11 protein-coding genes are annotated in these 22,311 nt (G+C 72.1%); 6 read left to right on the top strand and 5 right to left on the bottom strand.

Annotated features, from left to right (window positions below; genetic code table 11):
• Window positions 1-32 precede the first annotated feature (32 nt).
• On the bottom strand, window positions 33-905 hold the full coding sequence (locus ACIO92_RS02535; protein ID WP_402281221.1) for a helix-turn-helix domain-containing protein: 873 nt from the start codon (window positions 903-905) through the stop codon (window positions 33-35).
• A 2,586-nt stretch (window positions 906-3,491) separates the two neighbouring features.
• Here ACIO92_RS02535 and ACIO92_RS02530 point away from each other — a divergent pair.
• The 6 genes from ACIO92_RS02530 to ACIO92_RS02505 are packed head-to-tail and all read left to right on the top strand — an operon-like array spanning window position 3,492 to window position 7,682.
• The gene (locus ACIO92_RS02530) at window positions 3,492-5,201 is read left to right on the top strand and encodes an RNase A-like domain-containing protein (protein ID WP_402281163.1); all 1,710 of its coding nucleotides are present in this window, start codon (window positions 3,492-3,494) and stop codon (window positions 5,199-5,201) included.
• A 10-nt stretch (window positions 5,202-5,211) separates the two neighbouring features.
• Complete coding sequence (locus ACIO92_RS02525) at window positions 5,212-5,868, top strand: hypothetical protein (RefSeq protein WP_402281165.1); 657 nt, start codon at window positions 5,212-5,214, stop codon at window positions 5,866-5,868.
• A gap of 58 nt (window positions 5,869-5,926) precedes the next feature.
• Entirely contained in the window at window positions 5,927-6,328 is a 402-nt protein-coding gene (locus tag ACIO92_RS02520) for a WXG100 family type VII secretion target (protein ID WP_366445068.1), read from the top strand.
• A 34-nt stretch (window positions 6,329-6,362) separates the two neighbouring features.
• Window positions 6,363-6,665, top strand: a complete 303-nt coding sequence (locus tag ACIO92_RS02515; protein ID WP_366445069.1) for a WXG100 family type VII secretion target — start codon at window positions 6,363-6,365, stop codon at window positions 6,663-6,665.
• Window position 6,666: 1 nt separating this feature from the next.
• The gene (locus ACIO92_RS02510; protein ID WP_401239599.1) at window positions 6,667-7,032 is read left to right on the top strand and encodes an RNase A-like domain-containing protein; all 366 of its coding nucleotides are present in this window, start codon (window positions 6,667-6,669) and stop codon (window positions 7,030-7,032) included.
• An 11-nt stretch (window positions 7,033-7,043) separates the two neighbouring features.
• Complete coding sequence (locus ACIO92_RS02505) at window positions 7,044-7,682, top strand: contact-dependent growth inhibition system immunity protein (protein WP_366445070.1); 639 nt, start codon at window positions 7,044-7,046, stop codon at window positions 7,680-7,682.
• A gap of 153 nt (window positions 7,683-7,835) precedes the next feature.
• Here the strand turns inward: ACIO92_RS02505 and ACIO92_RS02500 are convergent, their stop codons facing one another.
• From ACIO92_RS02500 to ACIO92_RS02485, 4 genes are all read right to left on the bottom strand, one after another.
• The gene (locus ACIO92_RS02500) at window positions 7,836-9,077 is read right to left on the bottom strand and encodes a cytochrome P450 (protein ID WP_401239605.1); all 1,242 of its coding nucleotides are present in this window, start codon (window positions 9,075-9,077) and stop codon (window positions 7,836-7,838) included.
• A 208-nt stretch (window positions 9,078-9,285) separates the two neighbouring features.
• A complete protein-coding gene (locus tag ACIO92_RS02495; protein ID WP_401239834.1) occupies window positions 9,286-10,929 on the bottom strand; it encodes a phytoene desaturase family protein in 1,644 nt (547 codons plus the stop codon).
• Window positions 10,930-10,969: 40 nt separating this feature from the next.
• A complete protein-coding gene (locus ACIO92_RS02490) occupies window positions 10,970-12,655 on the bottom strand; it encodes an NAD(P)/FAD-dependent oxidoreductase (protein WP_366445073.1) in 1,686 nt (561 codons plus the stop codon).
• The gene (locus tag ACIO92_RS02485) at window positions 12,645-22,298 is read right to left on the bottom strand and encodes an amino acid adenylation domain-containing protein (protein ID WP_402281169.1); all 9,654 of its coding nucleotides are present in this window, start codon (window positions 22,296-22,298) and stop codon (window positions 12,645-12,647) included. The genes ACIO92_RS02490 and ACIO92_RS02485 overlap by 11 nt, the downstream gene beginning before the upstream one ends.
• Window positions 22,299-22,311 lie beyond the last annotated feature (13 nt).

Genomic DNA, 22,311 nt, shown 5'->3' with positions numbered 1-22,311 from the left:
CGGAGCCGCGCACGGAGAACAGCAACTAAGGGTTACCTAACCCGGTGAAGCTTATATTCCGCTTGCTGTGCCGACAATCCGGAGTTCTGGTCATGCGATACGGAATTCCGGACACCCCCCGACGGTTCGGCCGCGTCCGAGAACGCGCCCGGCGTGATTCCCATGACCCGCCGGAAGGCGACGATGAAGGTGCTGGGCTGCGCGTAGCCCAGCACCTCGGAGACCGTCGTCACGTCGATGCCCTCGGCAAGGAGCACCAGCGCCCGGTGCACGCGCAGCATCTGGCGCCACTGGGCGAAGGGAAGCCCCGTCGCCTGACGGAAGGCGCGGGTGATCGTACGGTCGCTGGTCCCCAGCAGTCGTGCCCACTCCTCCAGCGAGCGGCCGTCCGAGGGATCGTCCAGCAGGGCCTCGGCGATGGCGTCGATCCGCGGATCGCCGGGCAACCGCAACGCGAACTGACGCTCCGAGGGCCGGATCACATCGAAGACGACCGACTCCGCCCGCGCCCTCGCCTCCACGTCGATGTCCGCGGAGGACAGATGGGTCAGCAGTGACTCCAGCAAGGGAGTCATCGTGATCGCCATGGGCCGCGTGAACGCGATCGGTGTGCGATCGGGGGCGAAGAAGGCGTCGAAGAGCCGCGCACTCGCCGTCGCCCGGCCCTCGTGGACCATCCCGGCGGGCATCCACAGTCCGTATCCCTCGACCACGGTGTGGACGCGGTCGCCCACGCGGGACGTCAGCGTTCCCCCGCGCACCCAGACGAGCTCGTGCAGGGTGTGCGTATGCGGCGACCACTCCGTGGGGGCGGGAACGATCCGGGACCTGGCGAGGATGGCGGCCGCCGGATCGGGGAGCGGCTCGGCCCGCCGGACCACGGTGCCCACCTCGCGCCGCCACATCCCGCGGGTCGCCGCGTCAGGGGGCGCTTGAACCATGACGAGAAGTCTATCGGTGCCCGGTCCGGGCTGGTTCCAGGGCCTTCGCCCCCATTCAGTGACGGACCGACGGCTCCGTCCTGGGGGCAGACGAACGCCGGGGCGAACGCCTCGACCACCGGGGGCGGAATCCCTCGTGAGCCGATGCGCGGGACGGCTCGCCGCACCTCCACGGGGTGCGGCCCGGGACGTCTGCTTCTCCGGCTCCGGGGACCGCGTGGGCGGTCGGCATCCGCAGCGCGCTCTCGGCGTCGGTGGGGCCTTGGAGGAAGAGGCGGAACAGGGTCACGATGTCCAGATTCCGGAGGTGCCGCGCCGGTGCGTCGTGCCCGGCGGTCCGAAGGGCGGAGCGTCCTGGACGGATCATCCGGTCGGGGAACGCAAGGAAACGGACGCCGTTCACGCCGGTGGCCTCTCGCGTGTACCGGTACGGCTGCGCTGCCGCTGTTCAGATTGATCAGGCCGACGAGTGCGAGCGTGCGCGGATCGCCGACCGCGGCGGTGGTCAGGGTGCGGCCGGGGCGCCACGGGGTCGACCGCGGCAGGCGCCGGGTCATCCGCGCCCAGCCGGTCGCCGGGTCGGCCATCACCCACAGGTCGGGCTGGGCGGCCGCGAACCGTGATGCGTGGCGCAGCCAGGAGGCCCCGGTCTCGGGGCCAGGTGATCGTGCCGAGGGTCGCGCCTCCCGCGCGCTCCCAGGCCGATTCGATCAGGCGTGAGGTCTCACGTGCGTGAGGGGTGCGGCCGGAGCCGATCACGATGGTGCGGGCCCGGCGGTCGCGCGCCAGCCGGACGAGGGCCGCGACTTCGGCGGCCGTGGCCGTGAGGTCCGCTTCGTAGCTCGCGGCCCTCTTCGGCGGGGGGCTGGTCAGGAGGTCCACGGTCGGCCGTTCTCTCGGGCGGTCCTCCACCGCTGATAGCGGTCCTCGCAGCAGGCGGGCGCCGCAAGGACGGAACCCGGCTGCGGCCGCCGTGGCCTCGTCGGCGAAGAAGACCCGGTGGCTCACGTAGCCGCAGCGAGCGATGGCGCGCGGCGCCGTAGGGCAGTCGAGCCGTCCGTAGATCTTCGAGCCGCGGTGGCCGCCCCACGTGCCCGAAGTACAGGCCGGTGATCGTCTCGTCCTTGGCGACGATCGTGATCGGCCCCGAGGCCCGTCTCGATCACGAGGTGTCGGATGCTCATCCGTGTCTCCCTTCTCCAGACCAGGAGACGGACACCCCCCACAGAACGTGAGATCGCGTCTGGAGCCGTCGTCGGCCACCGTGCCAGGGGCTGTGCCGGAGGCGCCGCGGGACGCGGGCGCGGGGGCGGAGCAGCCGACACCCTGATCGACCGGTCGAGCGGGAGGCCGCAGTCCGGCCCGGCAGCGCCGGGTGCCGGATCGGCTCGGCGCCCGAGTCCCGCGACCGGGCACGCGGAGCGGCCACCCATGGACCACCCGCCCTCGGAAGTCAGCGTTCCATGCTGCTGTGGTCGGGCGGCGTGATCCTGCCGCCCGGAGAGCCGGGCCGAACACCACTGTCACGAGCCGGAGTACGAAGTCCACGGCACGTCCCTCAGCACCTGAGCCCGTTCTGCGCCCGCGTGATCACAGCCTCACACGGTGAGTACGGGGCTCGCCCGGCTGCCCGGGACCTCCTTTGCGGCTGGTGCCTGAGCCGGGACACCGGGGCCGGATCCGGCTGAGGGACGCACCGGTCTCCGGCGTCGTGGGGCCCTGGCCGCATCGCGGTGGCCGTCGCGGATCCGTGGTGCCGCATGACCCAGGTGGTGACGCGGCGGGGGCTGGGCGTCGGCTGCGCGGGCCAGGGAGTGGCGGTACCGGCACGGGCGCGCGGGCCGGGCACCGGGCGGGGCCGCTCCTCCTGGGGCGCCGATGGCGGGCGGCGTTGTTGTTGTGCTGAGAGGTCGTCAAGGTCTTTCACCCCGGAACCCGCCACCTGACGCGCGACGACACGTCCAGGAATGGCCTCAGGATCGCCGGGGCAAGCGCGCGCCGAGGGCCGACGCCGGAGCGGTCCAGGTCGCGGGGCTGCCGCGCGGAGTCATGGTCGATCCGGCCGTGAACGCGACCCCGGCCATGCACCCGTCGCGGCCGGACCCCGGTCGTCTGGCCGTCGCCGGAGCCCCCACCCGCTCGGCGGGACCGATGGCGCACATACGGCTTCTTCAAGCCAACTCTGATTCTGACCAAGGGAATTGAAGCGTCGTCCTGCTAGCTTCGGCCACAGTCTGACGGAGTCGGGGGGCTCATGGGACGGGAACGGGGTACACACACGCACTCCCGCGTGGTGTGCGGCACGGGCGGGACGTGCCGGTGAGTACGCCCACGCCGAGCCCGACCGGTACCGCGCCGCCGAGTACCAGCCCGAGCTCCCAGCCCACATCGACGCCCACATCCACTGCCGGGGCCACTCCACCGCCACCGTCCGGACAGCCGGGCGGGTCGCCCGGCTCCCAGCCGACGCCGTCGCCGGTCCCCAACGCGCCGCCGGTCCCGCCGGGCCCCGCTCCGCCGGCCCAGTTGCCGCCGCCGCCCCCGCCCGCCGTGAGCAGCGCGTGGACGGCTCCAGGCGGATTCGACGTACAGCCCGTACACCTGTACCAGGTCTCCTCGGCTCTCGCCGTCGAGCAGCAGTCGTTCCACAGGGCACTCGTGCAGTTCCTGGACGTCCACGCCGGCTATTCCAAGGTCGGCGGATCCGGCACGGTCACGGTCGAGTTCGCCACCCAGTACGCCGCCGTCGTCGCCCTGCTCCTGGAGACGCACGGCAAGGCGGTGGTCGCCATCGGCGGCGCGGCGGTCGGCTTCACCACCACGGCCAACAACTTCCGGCAGGCGGACGCGGCCACCCACCCGTTCAACCCGCCCTTCGTCCCGCAGCCGCCGCCGCAGGTCATCTCCGCTCCGCCGGGGTACACGCCCCCGCCACCGTTCGGCGTCCGTGACGGCAACGCCATCGACGATTTCGCCGACATCTTCGACGACGGCGACATCCCCGGCTCCCTGATGCGCACCGTGATCGAGGAGGCGCTGCGCACCGGCCGCGCGCTGGAGATCCTGCCGCTCCCCAACTACCTCCGGGTCAACGAGCTCTCCCAGGCGTGGCTTCCGTACCAGACCGGCCTCGGCATCATCCAGGGACAGCTCACCGGCACCATCGGCGCCATCACGGACCAGACCGACGGCGGGGACTGGCACAAGGCGATGCTGCAGTTCGTGTCGTCGCTGTGGGGCACGACGGCCTGGGGAAAGAACACGTCGGGCTACGCATGGGGGCACGAGCCGCCGACCGGCGCGGGCACGAGCCACCCGGTCTTCGGCGTCCTCAGCACCACCGCCCAGATCCTGGCCCAGGCGATCCGCTCCTACGCGGAAGCCGCCGAGAAGGTCCGCACCGAGCTGCGCGGGATCCTGTACAAGGCCATCAAGGACGCCTTGGCCATCCTCGACTTCACCGACCTCAAGGGCTTCTTCGAACGCCTCAAGAATCTGTGGAAGGGCCTGGGCGCCGCGGTGCTCGTCAGCATCGACACGGACGCCGTCAACCGGGCCGTCGACACCTACGAGACCGCGCTGCGCACGCAGACGCAGGAGGTGAAGAACCTCCTGGAGCCGCTCCGCGAGGCCGCCCGCGCGGTGCCGACCTTCCAGTCGCAGTCGGCGCGGGCCGAAGCGTTCGGCGCCCGCTCGCTCTTCGAGTTCGACCGGTCGATCGTCCCGCTCAACGAACAGTCCCGGGACCCGAACAACCGCTTCGGCATCGACCTCGCGTCCATGGAATGGGAGACCAACCCCTACCAGGCCACTCCGAGTGACCCGGTGAAGCCGGGGAAGGACGCCCATGCGATCGATCGGCACGTCGGCCTCAGCCCTGACCAGTTGCGGATGCGCGTGCGGGACCAGGGCGTCGACGCCTCGGCCTTCCCTGACCTGCCGGCCGCCCAGCGGCACGTCCAGGCCGCCCTGAACGACCCTGCCAACATCCAGACGATCGAGAAGTGGATGGAGAAGCAGCGGCAGAGGGTGGCCAACGGCACGTTCAGCCCGGCCTCCGCGCCGGATCTCGCCGTCTTCACGGTGAAGGACGGGAACGGGAACAGCGTCGTGACGGGATCCTCCGTCTCGCAGTCCGACTTCGGGGCCCAGGGCTTCCAAGCCCAGCCGAGCCAGGTCCACAGCGTGAAGTTGCTCCTGGCCTACTCGCCGGAGTCCGGAACCTTCTATGTCCGCACCGCCTACCCGAGCCCGCCGTAACATGCGCCCCGTGACCACGACACACCACGAGTTCCTCACCGAAGGCGCGGTGGGACTCTGCCTGCGCATCACCGTCGCGTCCCGCAACTCGGGGGCCGCGCCGCTGGAGGCCGAACTCCAGCGGCTGTCCCGCTTCCTGCAGGACTCTCCGGCGACCTACGGCGCGATGACGCCCGCGGTCCTCGCCTCGTTGCTCGACCTCCTGGCCGACGAGGTCGGCACGGACGCTTTCGAGACCAGACCCGCCTCGTACCGCGAAGGGCTGGCAAAGGCGGCGGGGGGCCACCCGCCGACGGAGTTCCTGCGCTCCCTGGCCGCGCGCGTCCGCGACCGCCGGTTCCTCTTCCCTCCGGACCTGACGGAGCTGCCGCTGTCGGACTGGGAGGCGAGCGCTCGCTTCTCGTTGACCTCGGCCTTCGTCTCATCCATGGTCTCGGGGGAGTACGACAGCGTGGGCGAAGCCCTGGACGAGATTCTTACCAGTGAGCACCCCGACTGCCATGAGCGACTCGGTAACCTGGCTGGGGAGTTGCAGCGCGTCCTGTACCTGTTCCGTACGCCTTCCGAGTTCGACGACGCCTTCGCCACCGCCATGCCCTATGTGACACACGCACGCGTCCGGATCCTCCTCGACGCGGTCCACGCCCACTTCGCGGAGCAGCACTGACCTGCCACCCACCACCCCACCACCCCGCTGCCCCACCGTCACGGAAGGAGCCACCGCGATGCCCCACCAGCCCGACCTCGCCGTGACGGAAGAGGACCTGAAGCGTCTCGCGGACGACCTGGACACCATGCGTACGCACATCGACGGACAGGTGCGCAGGATGGACGCGATCGTCGACCGGGCCGAGGCGCGATGGCGCAGCGAGGCGGCGACGGCGTACCGGAAGCTGCACCGGGAGGCCGGTGCGGACGCCGTACGGGTCCGGGAGATCCTGGGCGTCCTGGCGGAGGCGATCCGGATGAGCCGGGACGGGTTCACCCGCGAGGAACTGGACGCACTGCGGCGGTTCCGGGCCGAGTCGAGGAGGGTCGACGTCGAAGCGGAGGTACGAGGGCTGTCCGGGGAAGGGCCGGGCGGGGCTGGGGGGACGGCGCCGACCAGCAGGATCCACGACATCTGAACGCAAGCCCGAACACCCGTGAGGCAGGGGGCACATGAACGACGACGGCTCGATCACCGTCGACCTGGTCGCGCTGCGCGAGATGGCAGGCGACCTGGAGGACATCGTGAAATCGCTCAACGAGCGCCTGACCGCGCTGTACGAACGTGCGGTGCCGGTCGTCCTGGCCTGGCAGGGCGAGGCCCGCGAGGCGTTCGTCGACGAACTCGACCGCTGGGACCGCCAGATGGAGGATCTACAGGCCGCACAGAAGTGGCTGCACGCCATCGCCGCGACCGGGCACGCCAACTACTCCGCCGCCCAGCGGGCCACCCTGCGCGGCTGGGGCGGGGCCTGACATGACTTCTGGTACGACCCCCGACATGACGAAACCGGCCGCACCACCCGCTCGTGCCCGCGCCGACCGCGCCGCGACCTTCCCCGACCGGGCGACCGCCCGGTGGGCCACCCAGCAGGTCATCGCGCTGAACGAGCAGATCATCCACCGCTGGCTCGCCCAGTCCACCCGGCGGCGACTGGTCATCGAGGCCACCTGGCCCTCACGTCCCGAGCCGGTGGGCACGCTGCTCACCCACGGGATGGCCCTGGCGGGCCAGGAGCCGATCCCGGTGCGCGCCGTCCGGGTCGTGCTCCGCCGGACCGGATCCGACGAGCCCGGCGTGCCTCCGTTCACCGTGCACTCCTCCCTGCCCGTCGTCCTGTAGAGGCCGCTTCCATGCCCCTGAACCCCGCAGAGCACGACCGCAAGTACGGCGAGCTCGACCAGGTCGTCCGCTCCCACCTGGGCGTCGGCCCGCACGCGCCCGAGGCGGTGGCCGGATATCTGCGGCAGACCTGGCGCACCCGGCCCTGGGCCATCGCGGTCGCGGCCGAGCAACTGCGCGTCTACGCCGACAATCCGCCGGGGCGACTGCGGTTGCGGCTCGGCGAGTACTACCGGCTGCCCGACGTGGGAGTGCCGCCGGAGGAGATCCGGGGCTGGCTCACGGGCCTCGCCGACCGGCTCGACGCGAGCCTGGCGAACGGCCAGGCCCCACCACCCGGCGTGCCCGAGAGCCCCTGGGAGTGGCGGGCCCGCTTCCCCGAGCTGGCGCAACTGCTCGGCGGCTGGTTCACGCAGGACATGCCGGGGGAGTTCGGCGACCACGAGTCGGCGCTCGCCGACTATCTGGACGGCACCGATCCGGGTCTGACCGCCCAGCTGACGGGCGAACTGCACGACCTCCTCGCCCTCGGCCTGGACGAGGACGGCTTGGCCCTGGCCCTGGTGACGCTCGGCGCGGAGGTCGAACCCCCGCCCCCGTACACCCCGGCCGCCTGGCTCACCACGCTGGCCGTCCGGCTACGCGGCTGACTGGCCTCGCCCCGGTCACGGCATCCGGCGCGGGCGGCGTACGGCCCGGCCGTGACCGGCACGGGTCCGTACGGTGTCCGGGCGGCCGGGGCCGCCCCGACCCGGGCGCTTCATGTCATCGCGCAAACCGCTTCAGCCCACCCACCACATGGCTCACCACGCGACCGGCAGGGAGCGCAGGCCGCTGAAGAACTCCTTCGAGCGCCAGCGCAGTTCCTTCTCCGGGACGGCCAGGCGCAGGCCGGGCAGGCGGGCCGTGACGCGCTCCAGGGTCGTCTGGAGTTCCAGGCGGGCCAGATGCGCGCCCAGGCAGTAGTGGATGCCGTGACCGAAGCTGATGTGGGGGGTGCCCGGCCGGTCGAGCACGATGCGGTCCGGGGACGGGAAGGCGACCGGGTCGTGGTTGGCGGCCGCCTGGGAGACCACGACCGGCTCGCCCGCCCGCACCAGGACCCCGCCGAGGTCCACGTCCTCCTCCGCGTACCGGGGCAGGGTCAGGCCGTTGAGCAGCGGGACGAGCCGCAGGAGTTCCTCGACCGCGCGGGGGATCACCTCGGGCCGCTCGCGCAGGGTGGTGAGCAGCTCCGCGCCGCCGCCTCCCGCCTCGCGCGGGAGGAGCAGGACCGCGAAGAAGTTGGCGATCTGGTTGGTGGTGGTGACGAAGCCGCCGATGAGGATCTCGTTCAGCAGCCCCGTCAGCTCGTCCGCGGTCAGGGCGCCCTCGTCGGCGGCCCTGACCAGGACGGTGATCAGATCGTCGGCGGGGGCCCGGCGGCGCGTCTCGATCCAGTCGTTCATGCGGCCGAAGAAGTCCTGGGCGTGGCGGCGCACCACCTCGGGGGTCACACTGCCGGAACACACGGTGTCCGCCCAGGTCCGCAGCCCCGGCTGGTCGGCCTCCGGTACGCCCACGATCTCGCAGATCAACGTCATGGGCAGGGGGAACGCGAGGTCCTCCACGAGGTCGGCGGGCGGGCCCGCCGCCACCATCCGGTCGAGGAGCCCGTCGGCCACCTGACGGACCCGGCCGCGCAGCGGCTCCATCCGGCGGGCGGTGAACTCCTTCGCGAGCAGCGTGCGCAGCCGCGTGTGGTGCGGAGCGTCGAGCGCGATGAGACCCCCGCCGGCCCGGGGCATCGGGCCGATCCGGGGCTGGTCGCGGCGGACGGCCTCCGCGAGGCTGAACCGGGGGTCCGACAGGACGGCGCGGACGTCCTCGTAACTGCTCGCGAGCCAGGCCTCGTCCCCGTACGGCAGCCGGACACGGACGGGGGGCCGGTCGCGCAGCTGCCCGTAGCCCTCGGGGAGGCCCAGTCCGTCGCTCGTCCAGAACGGGTACGCGAGGGGCTCCGGGGAGGCTTCCGGGGCGGGGCGGACATCAGGGGGCAAGGTCACGGGACGCCTTTCTGGGCGGTGCCGAGCGCACAGCGGTGCCGAATGCACGGCGGTGCGGTTTCTCGGGCGGTGCGGTTCTCGGTGGTGCGGATGCTCAGCGGTTTCTCGGGCGGTGCGGATGCTCGCGCGGTGCGGCCCCTCCCGTACCGCCGGGACACCCGGCGGTACGGGATTCGGGCGGTACGGGACCCGCGGCGGTGCCGGATTCTCAGCGGTGCGGGCCGACCGGGACGTCGACATGGGTCGGGAGCGGGGCACTGGTGTCGACGGAGGCGGTGAAGTCGAGCCCGTCGTCCCGGCAGATGAACTGCATGACCTGCCGCCCGGCCGCCGCCGCGCGGATCAGGCCGCCGGTGGTGGCCCAGACCCCGGAGAGGTAGAAGTTCCCCAGGCCGGGCAGGACGGGCCCGTTCTTCTTGACGAGCTCCTCCATCGCCTCGCCGCTCTCCACGAAGGGCTGCCAGCCCAGGAAGGTGCCCTCGAAGCTGTTGGTGTAGCGGATCTGGGTGAGCGGGGTGCAGGTGTCGCGGACGGCGACGGAGTCCTTGAGCCCCGGATACAGCCCGTCGAGGTAGTCGACCACGGCGTCCCTCGTCCGCCGCTTGGCGAGGGTGTACGCCTTGCCGCGCTTCACCGGCAGGGTGTGCAGCTCGGTCCCCCGGCGGGCGCGGCTGAGGCGCTCCGGCCCTTCGGCCAGCTCCCGCCAGGCCGCGGTGTCGGAGAAGTAGGTGGCGTAGACGACGCCGGTGTCCTCGGGCGACAGCTCGGGGTAGAAGCGGTTGCGGAACTGCACGTTGAGGCTGGGGTGGCGGATGCCGGTCAGCCGGGACGCCGTCTCCTCGTCGAGCAGATGGGTCGTCGTCGGGTCGGCGTCCGGGAAGGGCCTGCGCAGGCCGAGGAACACGCTCGCGTAGCCGGGGAAGACCATGCCCGGCTGGTGCAGCGTCTCCCGGTACAGGGTGGCGTACTCGCCCTCCAGATAGCGGCCGTCGAGCAGTTCGAGCAGCGTGGTCGGACCGTCGCAGGCCGAGACGATGATGTCCGCGTAGTGCTCCTCGCCGTTGGAGAGGCGCACTCCGATGGCCCGGTCGTCCTTGACGATGATCTCCTCGACCATCGCGTTGTACGTGACGTCGCCGCCGAGGGCCAGATAGCGCTGCTCGATGGAGCGCGCCAGGCCCAGCGAGCCGCCCTCGGGGACCCCGGCCGACCGGTGCGCCTGGGCGGCCATCTGGAAGTAGAACGGCAGGACGGGGAAGCCGGGATGCTTCTCGTACAGGATGTAGTTGAAGGCGTCCCTGAGGAGCGGGTCCTTGAAACGGGCCGAGTACTCCGTCATCAGCACGGACATCGACGTGCGGAAGAGGTTGAAGTACGGCAGGAAACCGGCCAGCATCCGCCACCGCTCCCGGCGGCTCATCAGCCCCACCGGCTTGAGGAACGGATACGAGGGCAGACAGGCGATGAACTTGCGCAGCCCCGCGCAGAAGTTGCGGATCGCCCGCGCGTCGGGCGGGGACAGGGACAGCAGATGGCTTTCCAGCCGGTCGGGGTCGCAGTAGAAGTACACGGTGCGGCCGTCCCTGCCGCGCACGGTGTTGAACACGTCGAAGTGGCGCATCTCCTTGCCCTGGAGCGCCCCGAGTTCGAGCCAGATCTGATGCATCTCGTTGCCCGGACCGTTGCCGAGCAGCCAGCTGATGCAGGCGTCGAAGGTGTAGTCGCCGCGCCCCCATCCGGTGCAGCAGCCGCCGGGGATCTCGTGCATCTCGAAGACCCGGGTGCGGTACCCGTTCATCTGGCCGTACGCACCGGTGGAGAGGCCGCCGAGGCCCCCACCGATGATGATCATGCTTTTCCTGCGCTTCGTGGTCGTCGCGGTCATGTGACCGTCACCTCACCCTGCGGGTCTCGAGCTGGGGCAGCCGTCCGAGCCTGTCCGGATGCCAGGGGACCGTTCCGCGGCTCTCCCAGGCGCGGAAGTCCAGACCCAGGTCCTTGCACAGGTACTGGGTGACGAACCGGCCGCTCGCGGCGGCGCGGATCAGGCTGCCGCCGCCGAACCACTGGCCCGCCATGGAGAAGCCGTCCAGACCGGGCAGCCGCATCCGGTCCTTGTTGATCAGGCCCGTGATCACGTCGTCGGCCGGGGTGAAGGACTTCCAGCCGAGGATGCTGCCGTTGCGCACCCCGGTGTAGCGCTCGGTGGTCGTGGGGGAGGCCACGTCCACGACCTCGATGGAGGCGCCGATGCCCGGATGGTGCCGCTCCAGGAAGCCCCGGACGAAGTCGGCCGCCTCCTGCTTGCGGGCCCAGTAGGCCTTGCGGTCCGTCGTGCGCAGCTGCTTCCAGGACGCGTAGTCGCTGAAGTAGGTGCAGTGGACGACGGACTTGCCGGGCGGCGCGAACCCGTCGGAGTAGCGCGACCGCATCTGGACGACGAGACTGTTCTGCAGGACCCCCGGCAGTGCCGCGCTGTCCTCGTCGGAGAGCAGGTACGTGGTGCTGTGCCGGGCCGACGGGTCCAGTTCGCCGTCGAGACCGACGAAGACCGACACCACCCCCGGATAGAGCACGTCCGGCTGGTCCATCATCTCGCTGAAGAGCTTGTCGATCTTCGGGCTCGTGTACCGGCCGCCGAGCAGCCGGTCGATGGTGGTGGCGCCGTCGCAGGCCGAGACGACGTGATCGGCGAAGTGCCGCTCACCGCCCCGCAGTTCCACGCCGACCGCCCGGTCGTTCTCCACCAGGATCCGTTCCACCCGCGACCGGTAGTCGATCCGTCCGCCGAGCGCCGTGTACCGCTCCTCCACCGAGCGGGCCAGCCCCAGCGAACCTCCCTGCGGGAAACCGGCGTTGAGGTGGAAGGCGCTCGCCATGTTGAACAGATAGGGGAGCAGCGGGAAGACCTCGTGGTCCTGGAAGAAGATGAACGGGAACGCCCGGCGCAGCAGCGGGTCCTCGAACCGGTCGCAGAACTTCTCCATCCGGGTCACCGCGGTGCGCCAGAGCAGAGCGAAGGAGGGCAGGACCGCCCGCAGCATGGCCAGCTTCTCGCCCGTGGACTGGAGCGGCGGCGGGGTCAGGAACGGGTAGAGGTTGATCCGGGTGAACCGCCGCAGGTCACGGCAGAACGCGCGGATCGGACGGGCGTCCCCGGGGGAGATCTCCAGGAGGTGCGCTTCGAGCCGGTCGGGGTCGTTGTAGAAGGTGACCGAGCGGCCGGTCTCGTCGGTGACGGTGTTGAACATCTCGAAGTTGGCGATGGTCTTGCCGTCGAGCGCGCCGAGTTCCCGCCAGACCCGGCTGGCGTCGTTGTTCCGCCCGGTGCCGGTGAGCCACTCGATGCAGTAGTCGAAGACGTAGTCCTGGCGCGACCACGCGGTGCAGCAGCCGCCGGGCAGGACGTGGCGCTCGAAGATCCGGGTCTCCGCGCCGCTCATCTGCGCGTAGCAGCCGGTGGAGAGACCGCCGATGCCCGCGCCGATGACGATCACCCGGGGCGCCTCCCCGGGGGCGCGCCCGCCGGGCGGCCACGGTCCCCGGTCCTCCCATACGGGCCTGTCGTCACGCGCCATGGGATTCCCCGTCCGTGCTGTGGTCCGCCGGGGAGCCGGAACGCTCCCGGGGGGTGCTCGTGAGGGACTCGTCGAGCGCGGAGAGCACCAGGGCCGCGTTCCGCTCGGCGGGCTTCTCGTCGAGCATCTCCGCGTGCAGACCGGCGCCGCGGACCACTCTGCTCGCGCCGGTGGACGCCGAGTGCCAGCTGCCGCGCTGACCGGCCCCGTAGAACTGCGCCTTCGCCTCGTCGGCGATCACGGTGACCGTGGCGGTGACCACCCCGTGGTTCGGGGTGCGCCCGCAGTACGCCAGGTAGTCCCTGGCCTGTTCGAGGGTCTGGGCGGTGACGGTCTCGGACTGGGTGTGGCGGCGCAGGTGGTCCCGCAGTTCGTGCTCGAAGGCCTCGGTGTGCTCGACGGAGATGCCGTACTCCTCCTCGATGCGGTACGAGTCCATGATCACGACGTGGGACACCTCCCGGCCCCGCTCCTCCAGCCGCTTGGCGACCTCGAAGGCGAGGTTGCCGCCCAGCGAGTAGCCGAGGAGCAGGCAGGGCCCCTCGGGCTGGAGCGACTCCACGAGGTCGGCGTACCGGACGCCCTTGTCCCCGTCGACGTGGTTGAAGGCGATCAGCTCGTACGACCTGAGGTGCGTGGCGAAGTGACGGTAGACGAGGCCGTGGCCACCGGCGGGCGGGAAGCAGAAGAGCAGGGGCCCCTCACCCGTGTTGAAGGAGAGGTGGGAGAGATTGCCGGAGACCCGGCCGGTGACGATGTCCTCGACGGTACGGGCCATGCCGTGCAGGGTGGTCACCTTGAAGAGCAGCCCCACGGGGATCGCGATGCCGAACTCCTTCTGGAGCCGGTGGATCAGCTCGATGAGGGTGATGGAGCTGCCGCCGGAATCGAAGAAGTCGCTGTGGAGACCGACGAGTTCGAGACCGATCACGGCCTTCCAGTGCGCCGCCACGCGCTCCTCGTAGAGGGTGACGGGAGGCTCGTGGTCCTCCTGGGCGGACGGGACGCGGGGTGCGGGGAGCGCCGCCGGGTCCACCTTTCCGTTCGGCGTCAGGGGCAGGGCCTCCACCGTCTCCAGGAAGGCCGGGATGAGGTACGTGGGCAGATGGGCGGCGAGATGGCGGCGCAGGGCCCGCGGGTCCGGATCGGCCCCGTCGGCGCGCACCACATAGGCGCAGAGAGCGGGTTCGCCGCCGGGATCGGTCCGCACCAGGGCGTACGCCTCCGCGACCTCGGGGAGCGCCGTCAGGAGCGACTCGATCTCCCCGGGCTCGATGCGGTGGCCCCGCAGCTTGATCTGGGCGTCGGCCCGGCCGAGCAGATGGAGGTGGCCCAGGGCGTCCCGGCGCGCCAGGTCCCCGGTGCGGTAGAACCGCTCGGGTACGGCGTCGGGGCCCGGGTCCAGGGTGAGGGTCACGAAGCGGCGCTCGGTCTGCTCCGGGTCGCCCGCGTACCCCAGGGCGAGTCCGGCCCCGCCGGCCCACAGCTCCCCGGTGACCCCGGGGGGCACGGGCCGCAGATGGGAGTCGAGGACGTGCAGGACGCAGTTGGGCAGCGGCGCCCCGATGGGGACCGTGCTGTTCGGGTCGAGGCCGGTGGTGGGGCCGTCGAAGCAGGCGCTGTCGACGGTCGCCTCGGTCAGCCCGTAGGAGTTGACGACCCGGGTGTCCGGGCCGCAGAGCCCGCGCAGCCGGTCGTACTCCGCGACCTTCCAGGTGTCGGATCCCACGATCACGAGCCGCATGAAGTCCAGCCGGTGGCCGCCCTCCTCGCAGTGCGTCATCAGGGCACGGGCCACGGCGGGCACGAACTCGGCGCGGTCGACGCCCTCGGCGGTCATCACCTCTTGCAGCCGGGCCGAGTTGAGGAGGAGGTCACGGTCGGCGAGCACCAGCCGCCCGCCCGAGCCGAGGGCGCGGACCAGGTCTCCGGTGAACACGTCGAAGGACACCCCGGCCATCTGGAGGTGCGTACCGGGCACGTCCTGCGGGCCGTACTCCTCCCGCCAGGCGGCGCACAGGGCCGCCAGAGCGCCGTGGGACACCCGGACCGCCTTGGGGCGGCCCGTCGATCCGGAGGTGTGGACGACGTACGCGGGCGTCTCGGGTCCCACCTCCGCGTCCCCGTCGGGGAGGGCTGCGTCGGCCGGGACACCGGAGACCTCCGGGTCCTCCGCCAGGACGTCGGTGATCAGCTCGGCACCGGGCACGTCGAGCCGTCCGGCGTTCGCCGGGTCGGTGAGGACCAGGCGCGCCGACACGTTCCCCGCCATGTAGGCGAGCCGCTCCGCCGGGTGGTCGGGATCGAGGGGCAGATAGGCGGCCCCCGCGCGCAGGACGGCGAGGAGCGCGACGATCAGCTCCGGCGACTTCGGCAGGCACACCGCGACGACGCCACCGCCCGCACCCCGCGCCCGCAGCCGCCGGGCCAGCGCCGCCGAGGCCCGGTCCAGCTCCGCGTAGGTCAGATGGCGGGCGGGAGCGTCCGCCCCCGTGGCCGGGACCGTGACGGCGATGGCGTCGGGAGTACGGGCCGCCGCCTCCGCGAACAGCCGGTGCACCGGCGGCTCGGGCTCCAGGACGCGCCCCCGGGCGGCCGGACCGTGCAGGATCTCGTGCCGCTCGGCCGCACCGAGCATGTCGAGCCCCGCCACCGGGCCCCCGCCGGGAGCGCGGGTCAGCGCGTCCAGGAGGTTGCGGTAGTGCCGGGCCAGCCGCTCGGCGGTCTCGGGCCGGAAGAGGTCGGTGTTGTACTTCAGGACGCAGTGGAACCGGTGCTCGGACTCGTCCTCGTACGCCGACAGGGTCAGGTCGAACTGACCCTCCTCCTCGGGGAGTTCGATGTAGTCGAGGTGGTAGCCGTACTGCTGGGAGGACACCTTGTGGGCGAGCAGGATGAACATCGCCTGGAAGACCGCCGAGCGGCTGGGGTCGTGCTGGAGGCCCAGCTTCTCGACCAGCAGGACGAACGGGTACTCCTGGTGGTCGATGCCCCCGAGCACCGTCCCCCGGACCTGGGTCAGCAGCTCGGCCACGGTCGGGTCACCGGCCAGACTCGCGTACAGCGGCAGGGGGTTGACGAAGTAGCCGTACACGGACGACAGATCCCCGTCGGTGCGCCCGGTCACCGGACTGCCGACGACCAGGTCGTCCTGACCGGAATAGCGGTGCAGCAGCAGGTAGTAGGCGGACAGGAGCACCATGAAGACGGTCACGTCGTGCTGCCGCGCCAGGGCGTGGACCCGGGCGCTCAGCTCCTCGTCCAGGACGAAGAACTCCGAGGCGCCGTTGTGGGTCTGCACGGAAGGCCGGGGCGCGTCGGTGTGCAGGCTGAGCGGCGGCACCTCGGCGGGCAGGGCACCCCGCCAGTACTCCAGCATCCGGTCGGCGTCGGGCGAGGCGAGGAACTGGTTCTGCCGGTTCAGGAAGTCGACGTAACGCCCCCGGACCGGGGCCAGTTCGACAGTGCGGCCCGACCGCATCCCCTCGTACAGGGAGAGCAGTTCCTCGATGAAGGTGAACGTGGAGATCGCGTCCGAGACGATGTGGTGGACCGCCTTCATCAGCACCCAGCGGTCCGGCCCGCGCCGGAAGAGCCGGAACCGCATCAGCCGGTCCCGCGCCAGGTCGTACGGCCTGCGGTACTCCTCGACGATCAGCTCGCGGATGTCCTCCCACTCCCAGCCCTCGACGTCGAAGACGGCCATGTCCGGCTCGACGTCCTCCGAGACGATCTGGAGCGGCCGGCCGTCCTCCATCACGAAGTTGGCCCGCAGCACCGGATGCCGCTCCACCAGGGCGCGGACGGCGGCGCTCATCAGCTCGGGGTCGATCTCGGTGCGCACCTCCACCGCGCCGCCGATGTTGTACGCGAAGCCGTCCGGGTGGAGCTGCTTCAGGAACCACAGGGCCTTCTGGTTCTGGGTCAGGGGGTGACGGGACGCGTCCTCGTGGACCTCCACCACCGCCCCCGTGTCGGGGCCCGCCACCCGCGCGGCGAGCTCCGCCGTGGCATCGCGGAGCTGTGCGGTGAGCTCGCGCAGCGGAGCCCCGCTCAGCAGGGCCACGACCGGCAGGGCGACCCCGGTCGCCGCCTGGAGCCGGGCCCGCAGCTCCATGGCGAGGAGCGAGTCGATGCCGTGCGCGTTGAGGCCCGCGTCCGGGTCGAGCCGGTCCGCGCCGATCCGCAGGACGGCCGAGGCGCAGCCCAGCAGCAGGTCCGCGACCAGCGCGGTCCGCTCCTCCTCGTCGGCGGCGGCACGGAAGCGGTCCAGATAACCGGTGTCCCGCGAACCGCCGGCGGCCGGGTCCGTGGTGCTCGCCGCCTCGGCCGCCAGCTCTCTGACGAGCGGGGGCGGCGACGGGTACCAGGCGAGGAACGTCGTCCAGTCGACGACGGTGGCGATCAGCAGCTGGGCACGGTCCTGGCCGAGGACCCGCTCCAGGACGGCCATGCCCGCAGCCGGGGAGAGCGATGTCATGCCCCGGACGACACGGTAGTGCTCGACCAGGCTCAGTTCCTCGATCATCCCGGTCGCCCAAGGGCCCCAGTCCAGGCTCAGGGCGGGCAGTCCCAGCGCCCTGCGGTGCTGTGCCAGGGCGTCGAGGAAGGCGTTGCCCGCCGCGTAGTTCGTCTGCCCCGTCGTCGTGAGCAGGGACGCGACCGACGCGAAGAGGACGAAGTGGTCGAGCGGCTCGTCGCGCAGATGGTCGTGGAGGAGCCAGGCGCCCGCCGCCTTCGGGTGGAACACGGAGTCGAAGGCGGCGCGGTCCATGGCCGGGACGGGGATGTCCCGTACGTGCCCGGCCAGGTGGAAGACGCCCCGGACCGGCGGAGCGTCCCGGTCCCGGTAGTCGGCCAGCCACTCCGTGAGCGCGCGCTCGTCGGAGATGTCGATGGCGGCGTGGACGGGATGGGCGCCGAGGGCCTCCAGCTCCTTGACGAAGCCCACCGGGTCGCTCGCCGGGGAGTCCGGGGCGAGGGCGCGCCAGGTGGCACGGTCGGGGAGCGGTGTACGGCCCATGAGGATCAGGTGCCGGGCGCCCCGCTGGACGAGGTAGCGGCACAGCAGCCTGCCGAGCGCACCGAAGGCGCCGGTGACGAGGTACGCGCCGTCCGGACGGAGCCGGGGCGGGAAGGGACGGGTGAGTTCCTCGGGACGGGTGAGCCTGCTGACGAGACGGCGTCCGTCCCGCAGGGCCACCTCGTCCTGGGGCAGGTCGGGGGAGTCCGGGGCGAGGATCTCACGGAGCAGCGCCTCGGCTTCGGCGTCGGCACGGGCCCCGGCGCCGGTCGACGCTCCGGTTCCGGCGTACGCACCGGCCTCGGCGCCCGTCGGCACCCCGGCCCCCGTCCGCGCTCCCGTGGCCTCCGGCCGCTCCCGGACGGCACCACCGGCGGCTCCCGGCGCGAGCGGCAGGTCGATCAGCCTGCCCCGGTGCGCGGTCAGCTCCTGGTGCCGCAGCACCCGGCCGATGCCCCAGGCGGGCGCCCCGAGAGGGGCCACCGGCTCCCCGGGCACGGCCGCCTGGGCCCCCCGGGTGACCAGGTGCAGCGCGGCGGGCGCGGCCGTCTGCCGGGGGTCGTCGTGGAGGGCCTGGGCCAGGGCGATCACCGAGTAGGCGCCCACCGCGCCGTGCGCGTCCAGGTCCTTCCTCGCGGTGTCCTCCAGGGCGGGCAGGTCCAGGTTCCACAGATGGACGACGGTGTCCGGCGCGGGGGCGTCCGGGTCGACGGCCGCGAGGTCGGCGAGGAGCCTGCGCAGGTCGTCGGCGCTGCCGGGGACGACCCGGGAGTCCCGACCGGCCGGGTCGAAGACATAGCGGTCACCCGGCCGTACGAGATGGCAGCGCGCGCCACCCGCGCCCGCGAGCGCGGACAGCCGGTCCGCCACTCCGCCGGGCCGGTCCGCGAGCAGCAGCCAGCCGCCACCCACCGGAGGCACCGGATCCACGGCGGCGTCCTGGCCGTCGGCGCCGCCCTCCAGGGGCGCTTCCGACCAGGTGAGTTCGGCGAGCCAGCCGTCGATGGTGGACACCCCCACCGTCGACGAGACCTGCTCCACATCGGCGGCACGGAAACCCCGCACGTGCCCGAGCGGCTCCCCGTCCTCCGTGTAGAGGGCGATGTCGCCGACGAGTTCGTCGTCCGCGCGCCGGGTGACGGTGGCGTGCGCCCACAGCGGACGGTCGCCCACCGGGACCGTCCGCACCGCTTCGATGGTGAGCGGCAGCAGCATCCCGCCGCCGGGCTCGTCCGTGGCGTCCGGCAGCCCGGCGACCAGGAGGGCCTGGAAGCAGGCGTCGAGCAGCACCGGGTGCACATGGTGCTCCGCCGCCCCGTCCACGGTCGGCCTGATCAGGGCGAGCGCCTCGCCGGACGTCCGCCAGACCTCCGCGATGCCCTGGAACGCCGGGCCGTAGTCGTAACCGCGGGCACTCAGCGTCTCGTAGCACGCGGTCGCGTCGAGGTACCGGTCCGCCCGTGCCCGGACGCCCTCGGCGTCCAGCGGGGCGGTACGAGCCGCCGGAGCCCCGCCGCGCACCACACCGCAGGCGTGCACGGTCGGCGTGTCGCCCTCGGTGGCCACGGTGAAGGCGGAGCTCTGCGTGGAGAGCGACACCTGTACGGCCCGGGGCGCGTCGTCGGGCAGGAAGAGGGCCTTGCGCAGCTCGATGTCGCCCAGTTCCGCGTCCGTCCCCCCGGTCAGCGCCCGGAGCGCCTGGTACGCCATCTCGACGTATCCGGCGCCGGGGAAGAGGGTCCTTCCCTGGATGCGGTGATCGGCGAGGTACGGGGTGGTCTCGACGTCGAGCGCGACTTCCCAGGCGGGTTCCGCCGTGGCGAGGCGCCGCCCGAGCAGCGGATGGTCGATCCGGCCGAGCCTGATCTGCGCCACGGGCTCGGGCTCGGTCCAGTACCGGTCGCGCTTCCACGGGTACCGGGGCAGCGGCACCCGCCGCCCGTCCGGGTGGAGCGCCGTCCAGTCCACGGCGCAGCCGAGGGAGTACAGCGCGGCCAGGGAGGTGGTGAAGCGCAGGGCCTCGCCCTCGGCACGGCGGATCGACGGCACGGTGGTCACGGCCGCGGGATCGCCCTCGCGGGCGGCGGAGCATTCCCTGACGGAATGGCCGAGCACCGGGTGGGGGCCGATCTCCAGGAACGTGCGGTGCCCGTCGGCGAGCAGGGCGTCGACGGCCGCGCGGAACCGCACGGTGTCACGGACGTTGCTCCACCAGTAGTCCGCGTCGAGTTCGGGCCCTTCGGCGCGGCCCTCACGGCCGGTGAGGTACAGCGGGAGCCGTGCGGGCCGTGGCTCGATGTCGGCCAGTTCCGTCAGCAGCTCGGCTCTGATCTCCTCCATCACGGCGCTGTGGTACGGGACTTCCACGTCCAGGAACTTGGCGAACACACCGTCGGCGCGGAGCGCTTCGGCGTACTCGGCGAGCGCCTCCCGCTCCCCGGCCAGGGTCAGGGCGCCGGGGCTGTTCACGGCGGCCACGGACAGCCGGTCGCCGAAGGGTACGGCGCGCCGTACTGCCTCGTCCTCGGGCAGACCGACGGCCAGCATGGTGCCGGTGCCCGCGAGCCGCTGCTGGAGGCGGCTGCGCTGCAGGACGATCCTCACCGCGTCCCGCAGGCTGTAGACCCCGGCCTCGTAGAACGCGGCGATCTCACCGGTGCTGTGCCCGACGATCGCGGAGGGGTGCACTCCGTGGGCGTGCCAGAGGGCGGAAAGGCCCACCTGGACGGCGAAGTTGGCGGGCTGGGCGAGCCAGGTCTCCGTCATGCGGGACGCGGCCTCGTCGGCGTCCAGCTCGGCGGTCAGCGACCAGCCCGCCTGGGCGAGGATCTCCCGGTCGACGGCCTCGACGGCCTCCCGGTAGACGGGCGAGGTCTTGAACAGCTCGCGGCCCATGCCCCACCACTGCGGCCCCATGCCGGTGAAGACCCAGGCGGGCGCGGTGTGCCGACCCTCGCGGTGCCTGCCGAGCAGGACACGGGGGTGCTCCTCGCCCCGCGCGTACGCGGCCAGCGCCTCGTCGAGGTCCTCACCGGTCTCGTACACCACGGAGAGCCGGGCGTCGTGGTGCTGCCGGTGCCGGGCGAGGGAGTGGGCCAGGTCCGTCAGGGCGGCCGGGGCGGCCGGATCCTGCGGGTCGGCCAGTTCCGCGCGTACGGCCTCGGCCAGCTCCGGGAGCACCGAGGCGTCGTGGGCGCTGAGGGGGAGCACGCGGAACGCGAGGCCGTCGGTGGCGGAGTGCTGCCCGGGTGCGGGCGCCCGCTGCTCCTCGGCGGTGCGCGGGGGCGCCGCTTCGAGGAGCACGTGCGCGTTGGTCCCGCCGAAACCGAAGGAGTTGACCCCGGCGCGAGCGGGCCCCTCGTGCTCGGGCCAGGGGGTGACCCGGTCCGGGATCTCGTAGGGCGCGGCCTCCAGATCGATCGCCGGGTTGACGTTCTCCAGGTTGATGTGGGGCGGGATCAGCCGGTGTTCCAGGCTGAGCGCGGTCTTGATGAGACCGGCGATCCCGGCGGCGGACTCGGTGTGCCCGATGTTCGTCTTGACGGAACCGATGTAGCACGGGGCGCCCGGCTCGCGGCCGACGGACAGGGCGCTCGCCAGGGCGTTGGCCTCGATCGGGTCGCCCACCGGGGTGGAGGTGCCGTGCGCCTCCACGTACTGGAGGCTGCCCGGGGTGATCCCGGCGCGGGCGCAGACCTGCTCGATGAGGGTGGCCTGGGCCTCGGCGCTGGGCACGGTGATGCCGTTGGTGCGGCCGTCCTGGTTGACCCCGGTCTCGGTGATCACGGCGTGGATCGGGTCGCCGTCGCGGAGCGCCTCGGAGAGGAGCTTGAGGACCACGATGCCGACGCCCTCGGCGCGCACATAGCCGTCGGCCCCGGCGTCGAAGGTGCGGGAGCGGCCCTCGGGGGAGAGGAATCCGCCCTTGGTCTCGGCGATCGTGTACTGCGGGGTGAGGTGCAGCAGCGTGCCGCCGGCCAGCGCCAGCGAGCTCTCGCCCCGGCGCAGGCTGTCGCACGCGAGGTGCACCGCCACGAGGGAGGAACTGCAGGCGGAGTCGATGGAGAGGCTCGGTCCCCGGAAGTCGAAGCAGTGCGAGAGACGGTTGGAGACCATCGTCATCATCGTCCCCGTCGCCGTGTGGGCTTCGAGGGTGTCGAACCGGAGGTCGGCGAACTGGAGGATCTTGTAGTCCAGGGTGAACGCCCCGACGAAGACGCCGACGTCCCGCCCGGCCAGTTCCGCCGGTTTCTGTCCGCCGTCCTCCAGCGCCTCCCAGGTGACCTCCAGGAGCTTGCGCTGCTGCGGGTCCATGGCGTGCGCCTCACGGGGGCTGATTCCGAAGAACGCCGGGTCGAACTCGTCGAAGCCGTCGATGTAGCCACCGCGTCCGCCTACGAGCCGACCCGGTTTCGCCTTGTCCTTGCTGCCCAGGCCCGCCACGTCGTACCGGTCGGCCGGTGTGGGGGTGATGCAGTCCTTCCCGTCGACCAGATTGCGCCAGAAGGAACGGTGGTCGTTCGCTCCGCCGGGGAAGCGGCAGCCGATGCCGATGACGGCGACTTTCTCGGGGGGTGTGGGGAGAGTGACCGGCGGGGACGTACGGGCTTGTGTGGACATGAGCCTTCCTTGA

The sequence above is a fragment of the Streptomyces sp. NPDC087215 genome, assembly GCF_044744885.1.
In the GTDB taxonomy this organism is placed as follows: Bacteria; Actinomycetota; Actinomycetes; order Streptomycetales; family Streptomycetaceae; genus Streptomyces.
This window is presented reverse-complemented; position numbering and strand designations above follow the sequence as displayed.

Coding starts and splice junctions, on each gene's coding strand:
- ACIO92_RS02535 (WP_402281221.1), bottom strand. CDS start 905: ATGTGGCGGCGCGAGGTGGGCACCGTGGTCCGGCGGGCCGAGCCGCTC.
- ACIO92_RS02520 (WP_366445068.1), top strand. CDS start 5,927: ATGCCCCACCAGCCCGACCTCGCCGTGACGGAAGAGGACCTGAAGCGT.
- ACIO92_RS02515 (WP_366445069.1), top strand. CDS start 6,363: ATGAACGACGACGGCTCGATCACCGTCGACCTGGTCGCGCTGCGCGAG.
- ACIO92_RS02510 (WP_401239599.1), top strand. CDS start 6,667: ATGACTTCTGGTACGACCCCCGACATGACGAAACCGGCCGCACCACCC.
- ACIO92_RS02505 (WP_366445070.1), top strand. CDS start 7,044: ATGCCCCTGAACCCCGCAGAGCACGACCGCAAGTACGGCGAGCTCGAC.
- ACIO92_RS02495 (WP_401239834.1), bottom strand. CDS start 10,929: ATGATCATCATCGGTGGGGGCCTCGGCGGCCTCTCCACCGGTGCGTAC.
- ACIO92_RS02490 (WP_366445073.1), bottom strand. CDS start 12,655: ATGGCGCGTGACGACAGGCCCGTATGGGAGGACCGGGGACCGTGGCCG.
- ACIO92_RS02485 (WP_402281169.1), bottom strand. CDS start 22,298: ATGTCCACACAAGCCCGTACGTCCCCGCCGGTCACTCTCCCCACACCC.